Annotated in this window: 18 protein-coding genes; 10 read left to right on the forward strand and 8 right to left on the reverse strand. The window is 69.1% G+C overall.

Annotation, left to right across the window (positions count from 1 at the left end; genetic code table 11):
* Positions 1–151: 151 nt before the first annotated feature.
* The 10 genes from D1J51_RS00830 (at position 152) to D1J51_RS00875 (ending at position 10,948) form a co-directional block, all read left to right on the forward strand.
* Positions 152–1,234 (forward strand): ABC transporter ATP-binding protein, encoded by a 1,083-nt coding sequence (locus tag D1J51_RS00830; RefSeq protein ID WP_119073275.1) that lies wholly within the window; start codon positions 152–154, stop codon positions 1,232–1,234.
* The gene (locus tag D1J51_RS00835; protein WP_119073276.1) at positions 1,231–2,928 is read left to right on the forward strand and encodes an ABC transporter permease; all 1,698 of its coding nucleotides are present in this window, start codon (positions 1,231–1,233) and stop codon (positions 2,926–2,928) included. Before D1J51_RS00830 ends, D1J51_RS00835 begins: the two co-directional genes overlap by 4 nt.
* A gap of 48 nt (positions 2,929–2,976) precedes the next feature.
* The gene (locus tag D1J51_RS00840) at positions 2,977–4,020 is read left to right on the forward strand and encodes an extracellular solute-binding protein (RefSeq protein WP_119073277.1); all 1,044 of its coding nucleotides are present in this window, start codon (positions 2,977–2,979) and stop codon (positions 4,018–4,020) included.
* An 83-nt stretch (positions 4,021–4,103) separates the two neighbouring features.
* A complete protein-coding gene (locus tag D1J51_RS00845) occupies positions 4,104–4,892 on the forward strand; it encodes an inositol monophosphatase family protein (protein WP_119073278.1) in 789 nt (262 codons plus the stop codon).
* Between the two features lie 153 nt (positions 4,893–5,045).
* Positions 5,046–5,804: a GntR family transcriptional regulator gene (locus D1J51_RS00850; protein ID WP_119073279.1), complete on the forward strand. Its 759-nt coding sequence runs from the start codon at positions 5,046–5,048 to the stop codon at positions 5,802–5,804.
* Between the two features lie 344 nt (positions 5,805–6,148).
* Complete coding sequence (locus D1J51_RS00855; RefSeq protein WP_119073280.1) at positions 6,149–7,321, forward strand: branched-chain amino acid ABC transporter substrate-binding protein; 1,173 nt, start codon at positions 6,149–6,151, stop codon at positions 7,319–7,321.
* 81 nt (positions 7,322–7,402) lie between these two features.
* Positions 7,403–8,296 carry a branched-chain amino acid ABC transporter permease gene (locus tag D1J51_RS00860; RefSeq protein WP_119073281.1) on the forward strand — a complete coding sequence of 298 codons (894 nt, stop codon included), beginning with the start codon at positions 7,403–7,405 and terminating at the stop codon, positions 8,294–8,296.
* 2 nt (positions 8,297–8,298) lie between these two features.
* A complete protein-coding gene (locus tag D1J51_RS00865) occupies positions 8,299–9,429 on the forward strand; it encodes a branched-chain amino acid ABC transporter permease (RefSeq protein ID WP_205547608.1) in 1,131 nt (376 codons plus the stop codon).
* Positions 9,426–10,241, forward strand: coding sequence for an ABC transporter ATP-binding protein (locus tag D1J51_RS00870; RefSeq protein WP_119073282.1), 816 nt, complete (start codon positions 9,426–9,428; stop codon positions 10,239–10,241). The genes D1J51_RS00865 and D1J51_RS00870 overlap by 4 nt, the downstream gene beginning before the upstream one ends.
* Entirely contained in the window at positions 10,238–10,948 is a 711-nt protein-coding gene (locus D1J51_RS00875) for an ABC transporter ATP-binding protein (RefSeq protein ID WP_119073283.1), read from the forward strand. Before D1J51_RS00870 ends, D1J51_RS00875 begins: the two co-directional genes overlap by 4 nt.
* A 68-nt stretch (positions 10,949–11,016) precedes the next feature.
* On the opposite strand, the gene D1J51_RS00880 is transcribed toward D1J51_RS00875, so the two are convergent.
* The 8 genes from D1J51_RS00880 to D1J51_RS00915 form a co-directional block, all read right to left on the reverse strand.
* Positions 11,017–12,477: an FAD-dependent oxidoreductase gene (locus tag D1J51_RS00880; RefSeq protein ID WP_119073284.1), complete on the reverse strand. Its 1,461-nt coding sequence runs from the start codon at positions 12,475–12,477 to the stop codon at positions 11,017–11,019.
* The gene (locus D1J51_RS00885; RefSeq protein ID WP_119073285.1) at positions 12,474–12,776 is read right to left on the reverse strand and encodes a (2Fe-2S)-binding protein; all 303 of its coding nucleotides are present in this window, start codon (positions 12,774–12,776) and stop codon (positions 12,474–12,476) included. Before D1J51_RS00885 ends, D1J51_RS00880 begins: the two co-directional genes overlap by 4 nt.
* Positions 12,773–13,957 (reverse strand): NAD(P)/FAD-dependent oxidoreductase, encoded by a 1,185-nt coding sequence (locus D1J51_RS00890; RefSeq protein WP_119073286.1) that lies wholly within the window; start codon positions 13,955–13,957, stop codon positions 12,773–12,775. Before D1J51_RS00890 ends, D1J51_RS00885 begins: the two co-directional genes overlap by 4 nt.
* Positions 13,954–14,691, reverse strand: a complete 738-nt coding sequence (locus tag D1J51_RS00895) for a GntR family transcriptional regulator (protein WP_119073287.1) — start codon at positions 14,689–14,691, stop codon at positions 13,954–13,956. The genes D1J51_RS00890 and D1J51_RS00895 overlap by 4 nt, the downstream gene beginning before the upstream one ends.
* Before the next feature lie 9 nt (positions 14,692–14,700).
* A complete protein-coding gene (locus D1J51_RS00900; protein ID WP_119073288.1) occupies positions 14,701–15,669 on the reverse strand; it encodes an ornithine cyclodeaminase family protein in 969 nt (322 codons plus the stop codon).
* Positions 15,666–16,673 (reverse strand): proline racemase family protein, encoded by a 1,008-nt coding sequence (locus D1J51_RS00905; RefSeq protein WP_119073289.1) that lies wholly within the window; start codon positions 16,671–16,673, stop codon positions 15,666–15,668. The genes D1J51_RS00900 and D1J51_RS00905 overlap by 4 nt, the downstream gene beginning before the upstream one ends.
* A 114-nt stretch (positions 16,674–16,787) precedes the next feature.
* The gene (locus D1J51_RS00910) at positions 16,788–17,693 is read right to left on the reverse strand and encodes a dihydrodipicolinate synthase family protein (protein ID WP_119073290.1); all 906 of its coding nucleotides are present in this window, start codon (positions 17,691–17,693) and stop codon (positions 16,788–16,790) included.
* A 157-nt stretch (positions 17,694–17,850) separates the two neighbouring features.
* Complete coding sequence (locus D1J51_RS00915) at positions 17,851–18,543, reverse strand: GntR family transcriptional regulator (RefSeq protein ID WP_119073291.1); 693 nt, start codon at positions 18,541–18,543, stop codon at positions 17,851–17,853.
* Positions 18,544–18,735 lie beyond the last annotated feature (192 nt).

Below are 18,735 nucleotides of genomic sequence, written 5' to 3' on the forward strand. Positions count from 1 at the left end.
ACTCCTCCTGATCCCCGCGTGGGCGGCAAGGCGGGTGCGCTGCAGGCCACCCCGTTGACAAGAATTCAATAAGTTATATTTACAACATTCGAATTCCTTGCTAGCGTATGGCGCACGAACACCTCAGCGACGAAGCTGCGAAAGGCGACTCATGACCTCTATTCATGTGGATCGGCTGACGATCACATACGGCGATAACACGGTGATCTCAGACATGGACCTCACGGTCCGGGACGGCGAGTTCTTCACCCTGCTCGGCCCGTCCGGCTGCGGAAAGACCACTCTGCTGCGGACCATCGCGGGCTTCATCGCCCCCGCCTCGGGGCGCATCAGCTTCGGCGACCGCGACGTGACCGACGTGCCCACGCACCGCCGCAACATCGGCATGATGTTCCAGGACTACGCCCTGTTCCCCGACAAGACGGTGGCCGCGAACGTCGCCTACGGTTTGAAGGCGCGGAAGACCCCGCGGGCCGAGATCGCGTCGCGCGTAGCCGAGGCGCTCGAACGAGTCGGCATGGAGAGCTTCGCGAGTCGCCACCCGGGGGCGCTGTCGGGCGGACAGCGGCAGCGCGTAGCGCTGGCGCGCGCTCTCGTGATCCGGCCCAGCGTACTGCTCATGGACGAACCGCTGTCGGCGCTCGACACGAAGCTGCGGTTGCAGATCCGGGAGTCGATCATGGATCTGCAGCGTGAGCTGGGGATCACGACGGTGTTCGTCACCCACGATCAGGAGGAGGCCCTGGCGATGTCCGACCGGATCGCGCTGTTCCGCGCCGGCGACATCGAGCAGTTGGGGTCGCCGTCGGAGATCTACCGAGTGCCGGTGTCGAGTTACGCCGCGGACTTCATCGGAGCCGCGAACGTGCTCCGCGTGACGGTGCCGGCGGCGTCGGCCGGAGAGGCGGGCGAGAGCATCACCGTCGCACTCGGCAACACGTCGCTGCGGGGTCTGCGCCGGACCGAGCTCGCGGCCGGCGAGGCATTCGTCATCGCTCGCCCCGAGCATCTGCGGCTGCTTCCCGCCGGCGGGATCGTCGGCGAAGGGGTGTCGGCCGTGGCCGGGGAGGTGGTGCGCCAGCAGTACCTCGGTCATCGCCAGCAGCATCGCGTGCGCCTGGCCGACGGCACGGAGATCGAGACCTCCGAGTCGGCGTCGAGTCGCGGCTTCGCTGCGGGGGAGCGCGTCGCCGTGCTCTTCCCCGAGCACGAGACGCTGGTGATGGCATCATGAGCGTGCAGGCCGGGCCGACCACGCAGGCCTACCGGATCGCGCAGGAGAAGCATCGGCGCCGGTTCTCGCCGTGGCTCGTGCTCGCCGTGGCGTCGGTCGTGCTGGCGCTGGTGTTCGTGGCGTGGCCGATCCTGAACGTGCTGCTGAAGTCGTTCTCCGGCGCGACGGGCGACCCGCTCGCGGGGTGGGCCGAGTTCTTCGGCGATCCGCAGTACCCGACCGCGGTCGGGAACACGCTGCTGCTCGCCGCGATCGTCACGGTGCTCGCGACCGCGATCGGGGTTTTCCTGGCCTACTTCACCTCGCGGTTCGCGTTCTGGGGCAAGGCCGCGATCGCGGTGCTGCCCGTCACGGCGATCCTGGTGCCGGAGGTGATCGTCACCCAGGCCTGGCTCATGTTCCTCGGCAACAACGGGTTCCTCACCCGCTTCGTGCGGGACGTCTTCGGCGCCGAGATGCCCACCCTGTACGGCTGGCGCGGCCTGATCCTGATCCTGCCGCTCCTGTACTACACCTACGTGTACCTCGGCACGCTCGCGGCGCTCAAGAGCTTCGACTCGCAGCTCGAGGAGGCCGCGATGAGCCTCGGCTCGCCGCCCCTGGTGGCGCGGTTGAAGGTCATGATCCCGGCGATCTTCCCGGCGGTGGCCAGCACCTCCATCGTCGTGTTCACGCTCACCATCGGCAACTTCGCCACTTCGACGATCATCGGCGGCAAGGTGCAGCTCCTCGCACCCCTCACCTACAAGGCGTTCCTCGCCGAGACCGGCGGCAATCCGGTGATGCAGTCCACCCTCGCCACCGTGGCGATCGCGATCGTCGCACTCGTGCTGTTCTTCCAGCGCATGACCGTCGGGAGGAAGAAGTACGAGATGGTGCAGGGGCGCTCCTGGACGCCGATCAAGCTGCGCGGGGGTTCGGGCGCACTGCTCTCCATCATCGCCGCGGCGATCCTGATCGCCTCGACGCTGCCGCTCGTGATGGTCACGGCGATGGCGTTCACCGCGAGCAGCGGGCCCGTGCTCCGCTGGGGAGCATTCTCCTTCGACAACATCGCGAAGGTGCTCACGCGCGAGCCGCAGCCGATCCTCAACACCATCGGCTTCGGCGCGATCGCCTGTGCGATCGGAGTGTTCGTCAGCGTCATCGTGTCGGTCGTGATCGTGAAGAAGAAGAACTTCCTCACGCCCGCGCTCGATTACCTCGTGATGCTGCCCATGGCGCTCTCGGGCACCGTGCTCGGCATCGGCATGATGACCACTTTCGGCTCCGACAGCCTCATCCCGCTGTCGGGCACGACCTCGATCATCGTGCTCGTGTTCGTGATCCGGCGCCTGGTCCACGGCGTCAGGAACGCGTCGGCGACGCTCCACGCGATCCCCGACTCCCTCGAGGACGCGTCGATCAGTCTCGGCGTCCCGCCGTTCCGGTCCTTCCTCAATGTGGTGCTGCCGCTCATGGTGCCGGGCATCGCCGCGGCGACCGTGCTCACGTGGGTCACCATCATCGGCGAGCTCTCGGCCTCCCTCGTCGTCTACTCCGCAGGCAAGGAGACGATCACGATCAAGGTGTTCCAGCTCATGAACACCGGTCTCAACGGTCAGGCCGCAGCCTACGGGCTGATCCTCATCCTGCTCGCGATCGTACCCATCTTCATCGCCACCCGGGTCTTCAGGATCCGGCTCTTCACCTGATCATCCGTCTCCATTCCGCACCACCATCCATCCCACACAGGAGTACTCATGCGCACTCGAAGAATCATCAAGATCGGAGCTCTCGCCACGGCGGCGGCGTTCCTTCTGGCCGGCTGCTCGGGCGGCTCCAGCGGCTCGGGCGGCTCCAGCGGCTCGGGCGGCTCGGGCGGTTCGGGCGGCTCGGGCGGCTCCCTCTCAGCGGTCATGTACAGCTCGAACAACGAGACGACGATCGGCGTCGTGACCGACGCCGCGTCGAATCGCGACCCCTCGCTCACCGTCGACGTCGTGACCGGCAGCTCGGGCCCGCTGCTGCAGCGCATCCAATCGGAGGCCTCGAAGCCCGTCGCGGACGTCTTCTACGGAGCGCCCGCAGCGACGCTCGAGGAGTACGCCGACTACGTCGAGCCGTACCGCTCGCCGGAGGCGGACGCCATCCCCGATGAGTTCATCGACCCCGAGAACCGCTGGGTGGCGACCAACGTGCACGTCGTCGCCTTCATGGCGAATGTCGACCAGATCGACGGCGGCAAAGCCCCGACGACGTGGAAGGATCTCACCGCGCCGGAGTGGAAGGGCAAGATCATCGTCGCCGACCCGTCGCAGTCCACGACGGCGCTGACCGCGCTCTACGGCGCCTACAAGGTGCTCGGAGAGCAGGATTTCGCGAAGCTGGCGGCGAACCTCGAGGTCACCGAGAACTCGGGCAACGTCTACCCCGCCGTGGCCCAGGGCGAGTACGCCGTGTCCATCGGCTACGAGTCCAACATCTATCCGTACATCGCGGGAGGACAGGCCGGCGTCGAGATGGTCTACCCCGAGGACGGTACGTTCGTCGAGCAGGATTCCGTGATGATCGTCAAGGGCGGTCCGAATCCCGACGGCGCTCAGGCGTTGATCGACACCATTCTCGCGAAGAAGACGCAGGAGGAGAACCTTGCGCAGTCGTTCCGGCGCCCGAGCCGCGACGACATCGATGTCACCCAGTTCGTCGACTTCAAGTCTCTCGAAGAACTCGAGATCGTCGACATCAAGGGTGACGGGGACGTTCAGGGGCGGAAGGACTTCCTCGCCCTCTGGAAGTCGCTGTAACCGACACGAGAGCGAGTGGCGCGGGCGCCGGGCCGTCGAACGGGCGCCCCGCCATTCCACCGGCACAGATTGAGAGGCAGAGCATGACATTCGCCGAGCACCCTCAGGTCGAGGAGTTCGTCGCCTTCATCGAGAGACTCGCCGACGCGGCGCGGGACTTTCTCACGGAGCGGCACGAGGGCAGTCGATTCGAGACCAAGGAGGATCTGAGCCCGGTCACGGAGTTCGATCGCGGTGTCGAGGCGACTCTGCGGGGCATGATCCGGGATCGGTTTCCAGAGCACGGCATCATCGGCGAGGAGTTTCCACCGGAGCGCGCCGACGCCGAGTTCGTGTGGATCATGGACCCCATCGACGGCACCAAATCGTTCGTGGCCGGTCTGCCCGTGTTCACGACGCTCGTGGCGCTCTGCCGGGACGGGGCGCCGGTGCTCGGCGTCATCGACGCTTCGGTGCCGCGCGACCGCTGGCTGGGCGTGCAGGGGCGGCGGACGACGTTGAACGGTCGTGAAGTGCGGACGAGCGGTCGCACCGAGCTGACCGGTGCGACCCTGAGCTGGAGCCAGCCGGACAGGGTGCTCGAGGTGCACCGCAGCGGCTTCCGGGCCCTGTCCGACCGAGCGGCCTGGAGCGTGTTCGGTGCGGCTTCCTACGGCTTCGGCCGTGTTGCGGCGGGGGCGATCGACGTCGCGGCCTACAGCGGCAGCATCGGCGCGTACGACGTCTGCGCGCTCGTGCCGATCATCGAGGGAGCCGGCGGCGCCATCAGCGACGGCGACGGGAGCCCCATCACGATTCGCCAGCCGCTCGCCTGCGTCGCCGCGGCGAGCCCGGAACTGCACGCGAGCGTGGTCGAGACCCTGAACCTGTAGGCTCCGCGGGAGAGGCCGGTCCCGACCCGGTCGCGGGCCGGCCGGCGACGGGGAGAGGCGCTAGATGTTCGCTGTTCGGTGGACCCGATCGCATCTGCCGCCCACCGGCGACGTCGGCGCGCAAGTCGGCGACGCGGGCGATAGGGTGGCCGCATGACCTCGCAGCATCCTTTGTACTCGCGGATCTACACGGTCATGGCCGACCGCATCCGCTCGGGGGAGTGGGTCGAAGGCATGCGGCTGCCGAGCGAGGAGAAGCTGCGGGAGGAGTTCGAGACCTCTCGCGGACCGGTGCGTCAGGCGCTCGCGCTCCTCAGGTCCGAGGGGCTCATCACCGGTGGTCGAGGCGCTCCTCCGAGGGTGCAGAAGGCGATCCCCTCGCAGCCGTTCGACACCTACATCTCGTTCACGGAGTGGGCTGAGTCGCTGGGACGGGAGCCGAGCCGCAAGGTGATCGAGATGAGCCACAAGCTCGCCGACGCCTCGTTGGCGCACTCCCTCGACATACCGGAGGAGAGCCCGGTGGTGACCGTTGTACGCGTCCGCGGCCTCGACGCGGTCCCGGTCATGCTCGAGCGCAGCTCCTACATCATGGCAGTCGGTCAGTTCTTGCTCTCGGCCGATCTCGAGGCGAGCAGCATCTACCAGATCTTTCGCGAGCACGGCGTGTTTCCGACGCGTTCGAGGAATGTCATCGATGCGGTCGCCGCGGATGAGACCGATGCGCGCTGGCTCTCCGTGGCCCAGGGAAGCCCTCTGCTGCGCGTGCGCCGGGTCACGTTCGACCAGGGGGGAAGGCTCATCGACATCACCGACAACCGATATCTGCCGGAACGCGCCACATTCGTCGTCGAGAACACCACGGCCACTCCGAATCCGCTGAACTGGCAGGTGGTCGACGAGGCGGAGTGAGGGTCTCGCGTTGTGCGTCGGCCGGCGCGCATGAGCGGTCGCGCGGCTTCCGGGTCGGGATCGGCGCGTTGCTCGCGGGCGCGGGTCGTCCCCGCGCGCGACGTGCGCCACTGCATCGGCCGGATCGAGGGCTCTTCGCGATGCTGTCGCGGGTGGGGTCTAGCCTGGGGGAGACGGGGCTGCACGGTCGCCGTCACGTGGCCGGTCACGCTCGCGTAGTCAAATCGTAACCTGCGCGGGACGTCAGAGACACGTGAAGTATGTACAATTGCACATGGCGCTGGCCTCCGGCGCTCACCTCACCCTTCCATATGATCCGAAGAAGCATCGGGAAAGGACACCTCATGTTCTCCATCCACACCTCTCGCGGACGCCGCATCGCGGCGGTCGGCGCGATCGTACTCTCGGCGGGGCTGGCGCTCAGCGGTTGCTCCGGCGGCCTCGCGAGCGGCGGCGGCAGCGCCTCGACCGACGGCCCCATCAAGCTCGGCATGCTGGCGCCCTTCTCGGGTTCGGAGGCGGCGTTCGGGGAGTACATGCAGAACGGCGCGCAGCTCGCGATCGACGAGATCAACGCCGACGGCGGCGTGGGCGGCCGCGACCTCGAACTCGTGGTCGAGGACGACGGGTGCGACGCGACCGCGGCGGTCGCGGCCGCGCAGAAGCTCGTGACCGCTGAGGTCTCCGGCTCGGTCGGCGGCTACTGCTCGGGGGCGACGCTGCCCACGCTGCCCATCTTCGCGGAGGCGGGCGTGCCGATGGTCATCCCCGCTGCGAATTCGAACGAGCTCGTCGGCCAGGGGGTGTTCATGATCAACGGCACGGGCACGCAGCAGGCGGATGCCGCCGTCGCCTGGATTCAGCAGGCCGGTGCTCAGAACATCGTCGTCATCGACGACAATCAGGCCTACCCCAAGGACCTCGCGGATTCGATCCAGAAGCAGGCCAAGGGCATCCAGGTGGCACGGGAGTCGGTGAATCCGAAGGAGAAGGACTTCTCGGCCAACGTCAACAGCGTGCTCGGCGCGAACCCGGACTTCGTGGTGTGGACGGGCTACTATCAGGCCGGCGGGCTGCTGATCAACCAGCTGCGCGGCGCCGGGTACGACGGGCCCATCATGGTGGGCGACGGATCGGTCGACGCGCAGCTCGCAGCCATCGCGGGGGACTCCGCGATCAAGAACGTCGTCGGCACCTTCACCCGCACGCCGGACATGCTCGAGAACGGGGACGCCTGGATCGCGGACTACCGGAAGGTGTCCGGAGGGAAGGACCCCGGCCCGTACTCGATCCAGAGCTACGAGGCGGTCAAGACGATGGCGCAGGCCATGGACGACGCCGGTTCGACCGAGTACGACGCGGTGGTGAAGGCGCTGCAGGGGCTCAAGGACTTCCCGCTGCTCACCGGCAATCTCACCTTCGCCGACGACGGGTCGCGCCAGGGCGGCGGCTTCGTGATCGTAGAGCCCACCGGTGACAACGGCGCCTTCGTGCTGAAGGACGATCTGCAGGGATAGCGCTCTCCGGCGCCGACCGGCCCGAACAGGGCGGTCGGCGCCGGGCGCATCTCCGCCTCGGATCCTCGGAAAGGCACCCATATGTTCCAACTCATCTGGAACGGGCTCTTCGTCGGCTCGTTCTACGCCCTGGTCGCCCTCGGCTACAGCATGGTCTACGGCATCATCAAGCTGCTCAACTTCGCCCACGGCGACCTGTACATGCTGGGATCGTTCCTCGCGTTCGTCATCCTCGGCGGCTTCACGGGTCTCTTCGGGCTGGGCTCGATCCCGATCCTGCTGCTCGTACTGCTGATCACGATGCTGCTGACGGGCGGCATCGGCGTGGTGATCGAGCGAGTGGCCTATCGGCCGCTGCGCACCAGTCCCCGCCTGGCGGCCCTGATCACCGCGGTCGGCGTCTCCTTCACCATCGAGTACGCCGTGCGGCAGATCTTCGGTGCGAGCCCGCTCGTGTTCCCCGTGCGGCTGGAAGGCGCCCCCCTGAACGTGCTCGGCGCGCGGATCACCATGCCCCAGCTCGTGCTCATGCTCGTCGCGGCGGTGCTCATGTTCCTGCTGCAGCGCTACGTCATGCACTCCCGTGAGGGCCGCGCCATGCGCGCGATCGCGCTGGACCAGAAGGCGTCGCTGCTCATGGGGGTCAACGTCAACCGCGTGATCTCCCGGACCTTCTTCATCGGTTCGGCGCTGGCCGGCGCCGCGGGGGTGATGGCGGCCGCCTACTACGGCACCATCGACTTCCTCATGGGCTTCGTCATCGGCCTCAAGGCCTTCACGGCCGCCGTGATCGGGGGCATCGGCAACCTCTACGGCGCGATGATCGGGGGGCTCGTCCTCGGACTGCTCGAGTCGTTCGGCACGAACTTCTTCGGCGGTCAGTGGCGCGACGTGTTCGCGTTCGGCTTCCTGATCCTGTTCCTGGTATTCAAGCCGACCGGAATCCTCGGCGAGCGCGTGGTGGAAAGGGTCTGACCATGGCGAAAACGAAACTGCACCGTCTCGATGTGCCGAAGCCGTTCATCGAGCGGCCGCCCGCAGTGAGCGGCCTGCTCGCCCCGACGCGCTTCATGAAGCTCGTCGGCCTGGTCCTGTTCGTGGCGGCGGCGGTGCTGCCGTTCGTCACCGCGACGCCCTACATCATCTCGATTCTCACCTCCGCGATGATCTACGTCGTGCTGGCGATGGGTCTCAACGTGGTCGTCGGCTACGCGGGACTGCTCGATCTCGGCTACATCGCCTTCATGGCGGTCGGGGCGTACACGAGCGGGATCCTCACCACCCAGTTCGGCCTCTCCATGCTCGAGACGATCCCGCTCGTGATCATCGCCTGCATCGTCGCGGGAGTCATCATCGGCGGGCCGACCCTGCGGCTGCGCAGCGACTACCTCGCGATCGTGACACTCGGCTTCGGAGAGATCATCCGGATCACGGCGAACAACCTGCAGATCACGGGAGGGCCCAGCGGCATCCACGGCATCCCTACCTGGTCGTTCTTCGGGTGGTCGTTCTCCGACGGGCTCGAGATCGCCGGGATCCAGTTCAACTCGAAGATCCTCTTCTACTACTTCGTGCTCTTCGTGGGCATCGGCCTCGCGGTGGTCGCCGTCTCGCGCCTCGGCAGGGGCAAGCTCGGGCGGGCGTGGAAGTCGGTGCGCGACGACGAGGACGTGAGCGAGGCGATGGGCATCAACGGCTACAAGACTAAGCTCGCCGCCTACATCATCGGCGCGGTGTGGGGCGGGTTCGCGGGGACGCTCATGGCGAGCCACCTCAGCGCGATATCGCCCAACAGCTTCGAGTTCCTGTACTCGGCGCTCGTGCTCATGGCCGTCGTCCTCGGCGGCATGGGCTCGACCCCGGGGGTGATCATCGGGGCGCTGTTCGTCTCGCTGGCACCCGAGCTGCTGCGCAACTTCTCGGAGTGGCGGTTCCTGCTGTTCGGGGTGCTGCTCGTGGTCGCGATGATCTTCCGCCCGAAGGGCATCTGGCCGGCGAACGCGGTCCTGCCCTTCCTGAAGAAGCGCAGGATCCCGCCGGCTCCGGCCACCACGGCGGTCGGCGTGGTGGGCGAATCGGCGGACGAGGACGGGGAGGACCGGCGATGAGCGAGACCCAGCAGGCGGTGCGCAAGAGGACCACGCATCAGGGCGGCGAGGTCGTGCTCGAGGTCTCGGACCTCGCGGTCTCGTTCGGCGGCATCAAGGCGGTCGACGGCCTCTCGTTCTCGGTGCACCGGGGAGAGATCGTCTCGGTGATCGGCCCCAACGGCGCCGGCAAGACGAGCGCCTTCAACTGCATCTCGGGCTTCTACCGGCCGAATCGGGGAACGATCGTCTTCGACGGCCAGCAGATCACCCGCCGCAAGCCGTCGTACATCACCGCGCGCGGAATGGCGCGCACCTTTCAGAACGTGCGGCTCTTCTCGGAGATGACGGTGCTCGAGAACGTGAAGACCGGCATGCACTCGCATCTCGGCCAGAACGTCTTCGACGCCATGCTGCACACCCCGCGGTACCGGCGCAGCGAGGCGCAGTGCGCGGAGGACGCGCGGGGGTGGCTCGATTTCGTGGGCTTCCGGGCGGACGACGAACTGCTGGTCACACAGCTCCCGTACGGCGAGCAGCGCCGGGTCGAGATCGCTCGGGCGCTCGCGACCCAACCGAAGCTGCTGCTGCTCGACGAGCCCGGCGCGGGGCTCAACCACAGCGAGAAGAACGAACTCATGGGGCTGATCCGGCGCATCCGCGACCTCGGCGTCAGCATCGTGCTCATCGAGCACGACATGGGGCTGGTGATGGAGGTCTCCGAGCGCATCGTGGTGCTGAACTACGGCAAGGAGATCGCGGACGGCACGCCGGAGGCCGTGAAACAGGATCCGGTCGTCATCGCGGCCTACCTCGGAGAGGAGGAGGAATGAGCACGCTCACACTCGAGAACGTCGAGCTCTACTACAACCGGGTGCACGCCCTGCGGAGCCTCAGCATCGAGGTGCGGGAGGGGGAGATCGTCTCGCTGCTCGGCAACAACGGCGCCGGCAAGACCTCGACGCTGTCGCTCATCTCGGGACTGGTGCGGGCGAAGAGCGGCGCCGTGCACTGGGGAGACCGCGATATCGCGCGCCTCCAGCCCTGGGACATCGTCGGCGCGGGGGTGCTGCACATTCCCGAGGGGCGCCGCATCTTCTCCACGATGACGGTGCACGAGAACCTGCTCCTCGGCGGATACCTGGTGAAGGATCAGAAGCTCATCGCCGAACGCGCCGCGCAGGCGTACGAGCTCATGCCGCGGCTCGCTGAGCGCCGGGACCAGCAGGGCGGAACCCTGTCCGGGGGCGAGCAGCAGATGCTCGCGCTCGGGCGGGCGCTCGTGGGCGGCCCCAAGCTGCTGCTGCTCGACGAGCCGTCGATGGGTCTGGCCCCGCTGATCGTGAAGCAGGTGATGGACATCATCCGCGAGGTCAACCGGCAGGGTGCGACGATCCTGCTGGTCGAGCAGAACGCGCGGGCGGCGCTGAAGATCGCGCACCGCGCCTACGTGCTCGAATCGGGCCGAGTGACGATGCAGGGCCCGGCCGAGCAGCTGGCCGCCGATCCGCGTGTCATCGAGGCGTACCTGGGGGCCTGAGCCGGGCGGGTCCGGGATCGGCGGTCGCGTTGCCCGCCGGTCCCGGGACGGCCCGGAGCGCGCCGGTGCTAGTCGTCGAGGTCGAGCAGCGCCTCGAGCGGCACGGGCTGCGCGAGCGGGCGCTTGGCGGTCTGCGCGAGCGATTCCGCCCCGGGGGCCGTCGCGTCCTCTCCCGCCGCCAGGCACGAGACCGCGTACCCGCAGACGCGCCCCTGGCACCACCCCATTCCGGCGCGGGTGACCCCCTTCTGGGTGCGCGCGTCATCGCCGGCCAGCGCCGAGCGGGCGGCGTGGATCTCGCCCGCGCGCACCTCTTCGCAGCGGCAGGCGATGGTGTCGTCGCGCAGCCGATCGGACCAGCCCCGCGGCACCGGGTGCGCGAGGTGCATCGCCTCGGCGAAGGAGCGCTGCCGGCGCATCGCCCGCGATTCTCCCGGCGTGGCGCGGGCGGTGCGGCCGAGCGCCTCGGCCGCGGCGACGCGTCCGGCGACCCTGCCCTCGAGCACGGCCAGCGCCGATCCGCCGACCCCGGTGATCTCGCCCGCGAGCAGCAGGCCCGGAACGGAGGAGCGCTGCTCGGCGTCGGCGACGGCGACGAGGGATCCGTCGACGTCCTGCCGCGTGGCGGCGCCGAGCTGCACCGGGAGTTCGAGCTGCGGGGTGAAGCCCCAGCCGAGTCCCACGCCGTCGATGCCCTCGATGAGGCGCTCGCTGCCGGGCGCGATGCCGCCGTCGCCGCGCAGGCGGGCCGTGCGCACGGCCTCGGCCCGGCCGTCGCCGAGGATCTCCGTGATGACGGTGAGCCGCCGGTAGGGGATGCGGTGCCGCAGGAACGTCCAGGCGTATTCGGCCCCCTCGAGCGCCTTGGCGGGCACCCCGACGGCCCGGTGCGCGCGGGGCAGCCAACCCGTGAGCGCGGCCGATTCGCAGACCGCGGCCACCTCGCCCCCCGACTGCACGATGTTCGCCGCGACGGGGAGGAGGAACGGGCCGGTGCCCGCGATGACGAAGCGGCGGCCGGGAAGCATGCCGTTCTGCTTCGTGAAGCCCTGGATGCCGCCGGCGGCCATCACTCCCGGGAGGTCCCAGCCCGGAACCGGGAGCTGGCGATCGTAGCCCCCGGAGGCGAGCACGAGCCGCGCCGCGCGCAGCTTCGGGATCTCCGACGAGCCGGGTCCGTGCGCCGGGGCGAGGAACAGCGAGAAGCCGGCGGACTCGGCGCGCGCCATCCACACCGATGTCGCGGGGAGGAATCGCAGGCGATCGGCGGCGATGCCGGCGTCGAAGGCGCCTCGCAGCTCGAGGTACTCGCCCCAGCCGTGGTGCAGCGCCCCGTCGTCGACGACCCCGGCCGACTCGGACCGGTGGCGCCAGAACTGGCCTCCCGGCTGCTCGGCGGCATCGATCACGACGATGCTCGCTCCCTCGCCCAGCGCGGCCGCTGCCGCGGCGAGACCTGCCGGGCCGGCGCCGACGATGGCGACGTCCCACTCCGGGGCCGGTCCGGTGCGGCGCGTGTCGTTGCTCATGCCTCGCCCTCCATCCGATCCGCGCCGCCGTCGGCGCGGATCTCCATTCCCTCCCGCAGGGGGATCATGCAGGCGCGCTGACCCGATTCGCCGTCGATCTCCACGATGCAGTCGAAGCAGACGCCGATCCCGCAGAAGAGCCCGCGCGGCGATCCCTCGCGGGTCGTGCGCCAGGCGGAGCGCCCGGAGGCGGTGAGCGCCGCGGCGACGCTCACCCCGGTCTCCGCCTCCACGGGCTCGCCTTCGAAGCTCGCCCGGATCCGGCGCCCCGTGGGCCGGTACTCCGATGCCCCGCTCATGAGGCCCTCCCCTCGAGATGCTCGGCGCCGGGCGCCGCCGCGGCGTCGAAGCGCTCGGGCCGGAAGGGGTGGAGCGCGAGATCCGGATCCGCGTCGCTCATGGCCTGCGCGAGCAGCTTGCCGGTGCCGGCCGCCAGCCCGATGCCGGCGCCCTCGTGCCCCGCGGCGTGCCACAGCCCGGGCGCGCGCGGATCGGGGCCGATCACCGGCAGGTGGTCGGGGCAGTACGGGCGGAAGCCGTGATAGTGGCGCAGGATCCGGGTGCGCTCGAGGAAGGGGAAGAGCGCGACCGCGTTGCGCGCGATGGCGCTCAGCGCCGCCGTGCTGACGGAGCCGTCGAAGCCGACGCGCTCGCGGCTCGAGCCGATGAGGATCGTGCCGGCCGGGGTGCCCTCCACCACCGGCGAGGCCTGCAGGCCCGCGTCCGAGCTGCCGACGTTGTCGACGTACTCGGCGGCGTAGACCTTGTGATGCACCATGGGAGGCAGCCGCTCGGTCACCAGCACGAAGCCTCGGCGGGGGAGCACGGGGAGCGCGACGCCGGCGAGCTCCCCGATCCCGCCCGCCCACGTGCCGGTCGCGTTCACGATGTGGGCGGCCTGGAAGTCCCCGTTCGGGGTGCGCGCGCCGACCACGCGGTCGCCCCTGCGCAGCAGTTCGACGACCGGTGAGCGCACCATCAGCTCCGCCCCGCCCTCGCGAGCTAGCCGCAGCAGGTGGGAGGCAGCCAGCACCGGCTGCACCTGGCTGTCCTCCGGATAGTAGGCGGCGCCCAGCGCGCGGTCGGTGATGTGCGGCTCGTGGGCGCGCAGCTCCGCGGGGTCGAGCCGCTCGGAGCGGATGCCGTACGCGCGCTGAGAGGCCGAGAAGCGATCGAGCGATGCGAGGCTCGTCTCGCGCGATGCGACGATGATCCCGCCCTTGCGCTCGAACTCCCAGAGGTGCCCGTGCTCGGCGAGCTCGCCCCGCCACAGCCCGAGCGAGTAGCGGGTGAGTTCGAGCTCCGGCCCCAGTTCCTTGTCCGACACCAGGATGTTGCCCTCGCATCGCGAACTGGTTCCGCAGGCGGGAAGATCGCGCTCGATTACGGTGACGGAGAGACCCGCGCGGGTCGCGAAGTAGGCGGTGGCCGCGCCGATGATGCCGGCGCCGATGACGATGATGTCGGAGGTGCGGGTCATGTTTCCGTCGGGGGTTCGGTCGGGGATTCGGATTCGGGGCCGGGGCCGCTGCCGCCCGTGGCCCAGATCGAGCGGGCGTGGGAGATGTGCTCGCGCAGCAGCCGCTCGGCGCCTTCGCCGTCGCCGCTCGCGAGCAGGTCGATCAGCCGATGATGCTCTCGGGCGGAGTCGGCCAGCCGCCCCTCGCGGGCGAGGAGGCCGATGCCGTACAGGCGCGTGCGCGCGCGCAACGAGGTGGCCAGGTCGACCAGCTGCGGGTTGCCGATGAAGGAGAGCGCGAGGGCGTGGAACTCGCGGTCGTCGCGGAGGTACTCCTCGAGGTCCTCGCGCTCGGCGGCGCGGAGGCACGCGTCGGCGAGGCGGGTGAGATCGGGGATCGCGGTCTCGGGCAGCTGCCCGGCGACGAGGCGGATCGCCGGAGGCTCGAGCAGCAGCCGGATCTGGGCGAGGTCGTCGAGGTCCTTCTCGCTCATGCTCGTGATGCGGAAGCCCTTGTTCTTGATCGTTTCCACGAGCCCCTCGCGCGCGAGGTCCATCATGGCCTCACGCACGGGCGTCGCCGACACCCCGAGCGCCTGACCGAGCACCGGGGCCGAGACGACCTCGCCCTCCTTCAGCCGGCCGATCACGATGGCGGTGCGCAGCTGCTCGAGCACGGTCTCGCGCAGGTTCAGCGGCCGGGCGAGCGGGGTGAGCTGCGAGTCGGACTCGTGGGCAGAAGCGGGGGTTGGCATGACGGCTCCTCATCGGCTGGCGTCTCGCCGACCCTCAGCGAAGATCACAGCCGCGCAGATCAAATCCTCCCACGACATGCCGACGCCGGTGTACAGCGCGGGGCGGTCGGCCCGGCGTGTCACGCCCCGGGAGACGAGCTCGCCGATGTTCACCGGCGCAGTCCCCGCCTCCCAGTCCTGCGGCAGGAGCGCAGTGGCCAGGTTGCCGTTCTCGCGCCGCGCCGAGGCGCGTCCCTCGACGACGAGGTCGGAGCGCCGCACCAGGCGGTCGTCGACCTCTCGCAGCGCGCGACCGTGCGTGCCGACGGCGGCGACGATCGCGCCGTCGCGCACGAGCGAACCGTCGAAGAGCGGGGATCCGGCGCTGGTCGCGCAGATGACGATGTCGGCCTCGTGCACCGCGGCGTCCGGATCGCCGCTGCGATCGCGCGGTTCGAGCTCGGGGAAGCGGGCGATGAGCGCCGCGACGTTCTCGGGGCTGCGCCCGACGATGCCGAAGTCGGCGTCGGGGAAGTCCACGAGCGTCGCCTCGATGTGCCCCGCCGCCTGGACGCCCGCGCCGAAGACCAGGACCCTGGGCCGCGCGGGGAGCTGCGCGCCGGGGGAGGCGGAGCGCGCGAGGTGGCGCACGGCGGTCAGCGTCACCGCGGGGGTGCGGATCGCGGTGAGACTCGCGCCCTCCATCACGGCGACGGGGGCGAGCGTCTCCGAGGAGTACAGGATGTAGAGCCCCTGGATCTTCGCGAGGCCCCTCGCGGGGTTCTGGGGGGCCACCGTGAGCGCCTTGAGCCCGCTGAACTCGGCTCCCTGCGCCGGCATCAGCAGGAACTCGCCCTCGGGGGCCGGGCTGAACAGCCGCGGCCCATCCTCCTCCGGGTCCACTCCGCCGCGCAGGCCCTCCTCGATGGCGCGCATGGCGCGCGCGTACGGAAGCGCGGCGCGCACCGCATCCGCGTCGAAGTAGGGGAGCGCGTTCACAGCAGGAACCCCCTCGGGAAGGGATCCGTTGGATCGAGGAAGTACTGGGCGGTGCCGGTGATCCAGGCGCGTCCCATGACGGTGGGGATGACCGCGGACCGGCCCGCGATCTCCGTCTGCTCGATCAGGCGGCCGGTGAAGCGCGATCCGATGTACGACTCGTTGATGAAGTCGGTGCCGAGAGCCAGTTCGCCGCGAGCGTGCAGCTGGGCCATCCGGGCGCTCGTGCCGGTGCCGCAGGGGGAGCGGTCGAACCAGCCGGGGTGGATCGCCATGGCGTGCCGTGAGTGCTCGGCCGTGGAGCCGGGGGCCTGCAGGTACACGTGGTGGCATCCGCGGATGTCCGGGCGCTCGGGGTGCACCGGCTCGTCCGCGGTGTTGATCGCGTCCATGATGGAGAGCGCCGCACGCAGCAGCTCGTCCTGATTCGAGCGGTCCTCCCGCCACTCGATTCCCAGCCGTTCGAGCTCGACGATGGCGTAGAAGTTGCCTCCGAAGGCCAGATCATAGTCCACCGCGCCGATTCCGGGCACATCGATGCGCGCGCCGAGGCGCTCCGAGAAGGAGGGAACATTGGTGATGGTGACACTCTCGGCGCGCCCGTCGTTCACCGCGACCTCGGCGACGACGAGACCGGCCGGAGTATCGAGCCGGATCGTGGTCACCGGCTCGGTCACCGCGACCATGCCCGTCTCGACGAGCACCGTCGCGACCCCGATCGTGCCGTGCCCGCACATGGGGAGGCAGCCCGAGACCTCGATGTAGAGCACGCCCCAGTCCGCATCCGGACGCGTGGGCGGCTGGAGGATCGCGCCGCTCATGGCGGCGTGGCCGCGCGGCTCGAACATGAGCAGCTGCCGCAGCTCGTCGCTGTGCTCCATGAACCAGGTGCGGCGCTCGGCCATGGTGTCGCCGGGCATCACGCCGACGCCGCCGGTGATGACCCGTGTGGGCATGCCCTCGGTGTGGGAGTCGACGGCGTGGAAGACGCGGCTGGTGCGCATGTGCGGTTCCTCGGTTCTCGGTGATGGCGGAGCGGCGGGACGCTGCCGGTCGGATCAGCGGAGCGAGTCGGACCCTCTATCCCGCGGTTCCGACTCGCTGCTTCGGCTCCGACCCTACCTGTCGTAGCCCTTCGCGGCCGCGGCCCGCGTGTCGGCGACGATGCGCTCGGCGACCTCGGACGCGAGGGGCAGGCGCGGCGGGCGGCAGGCGCCGCCCTTGCGGCCGAGCACGTCCATCGAGAGCTTGATGGCCTCGACGAACTCGGTCTTCGAGTCCCAGCGCAGCAGCGAGTGCAGGTCGCGGTAGATCTGCTGGCCGCGCTCGAGGTCGGCGTAGTCGCCCGAGGTGCAGAGACGGTAGAGCTCGATGCAGGACTGAGGGATCGCGTTGGGGTAGCCCGACACCCAGCCGACCGCGCCCGCGAGGCCGACCTCGAGCACGGTGTCGTCGGTGCCGATCAGGATGTCGATGTCGGGTGCGAGCTCCTTGATCTCGTATATGCGACGGGGGTCGCCGGAGAACTCCTTGACGCCGACCATGTTGCCGGCCGCGTGGATCTCGGCGATGAGGTCGGGCACGAGGTCGACCTTGGTGTCGATCGGGTTGTTGTAGCCGATGATCGGCAGGCCGACGCTGCCCACGGTGGCGTAGTGGTGCTTCACCTGCTCGCGATTCGCGCGGTAGGTGTTCGGCGGCAGCAGCATGACGCACTGCGCGCCGGCCTCGGCGGCCTGCTCGGCCCAGTGGGCCGACTGGAGCGCCCCGTAGGCGCCCACGCCGGCCATCACGGTGAAGCCCTCGGGGGAGGCCTCCACCGCGGTCTTCACGACCTGCGCGCGCTCGGCCTCGCTGAGGTTCTGGTACTCGCCGAGCGAGCCGTTGGGGGCGACGCCGTCGCAGCCGTTCTCCGCGAGCCAGGCCACGTGCTCGCCGAAGGCGTCGAAGTCGACGGACAGGTCGTCGTTGAAGGGCAGAGCGGTCGCTACGATGACGCCGTGCCAGGGCTGCTTCTCGGTCATGGGCGGGATCCTTTCGTGGGTGGTCTCGGCGCCGTTGTCCGGGCCTGCGCGTCAATAATGTGTGACATTGCACAAGGTAGCACGGGGTGCCTGGCTTCGCAAGGCGAAGGCTCGGAGTTCGCGCTGCTCACCCGGCCCGGCGTGAGGCCCGCGGTCGCTACAGGGCGTTACCGCGGTCGTCTGCGGCGCTGATCGGGGACGTCGGGTCGTCGACCGGCTCGAGTTCGGGGGAGCTCCATCCGGTCCACAGGTGCCGCAGGTGGGTCTTCATGAGCGATGCAACCAGTTCGGGGTCGTCGCCGAGCAGTGCATCGAGGATCCCCTGATGCTCTTCGGCCGAGCTCACGAGTTCGCCCTCCGCCGCCAGCGCGTACAGGCCGTACTGCCTCGTCTGGTCGCGCAACGTGCCGATGAACCGGGTGAGGCGAGCGTTATCGAGCAGATCGAGCAGGCCGAGGTGAAACTCTCGATCGGCTTCGAGATAGCCCACGATGTCGTTCTTATGAGCCGCATCGACGATGTCGGAGGCGAGCGCGGCGAATCTCCCCGCCGAGTCCCGAACTCTCTGCGAACCGGTGAGTTTCGCCATCGAGGGGATCTCGAGCAGCGCGCGGATCTCCGCGATGTTCTCGCGGTCTCCTGGCGTGAGCTCGATCACACGAAAGCCTTTGTTGCGCACGACTTCCATGAGGCCCTGGTTGACGAGCGACAGCATCGCCTCTCTCACCGGGCCGTTCGAGACTCCCAGGTCGTTCGCGATGGATGCCGCGGAGTAGACCGAGCCGGGCTTGAGCGCTCCGGAGATGAGACGCGCGCGCAACTCCGAGAGCGCTTGCTCCCGGAGGCTCATCGGTCGAAGGTGACGTGTGGTGGGCACCGTGTCGGCTCTCCATCTCGTGAAATCTTGCTGCCTGTCACTTTATACGTTCGAATCCGTGGGGGGAGCGGTCCGACGAACTATTGCCATGTCACATTTTTTTGTTGACGTAGTTTGTGATCAGTAATAAATTACTCATCGAACGCTTCGGGGATCTGCCCTCTC

It is taken from the genome of Leucobacter sp. wl10 (genome assembly GCF_003569785.1).
In the GTDB taxonomy this organism is placed as follows: Bacteria; Actinomycetota; Actinomycetes; order Actinomycetales; family Microbacteriaceae; genus Leucobacter.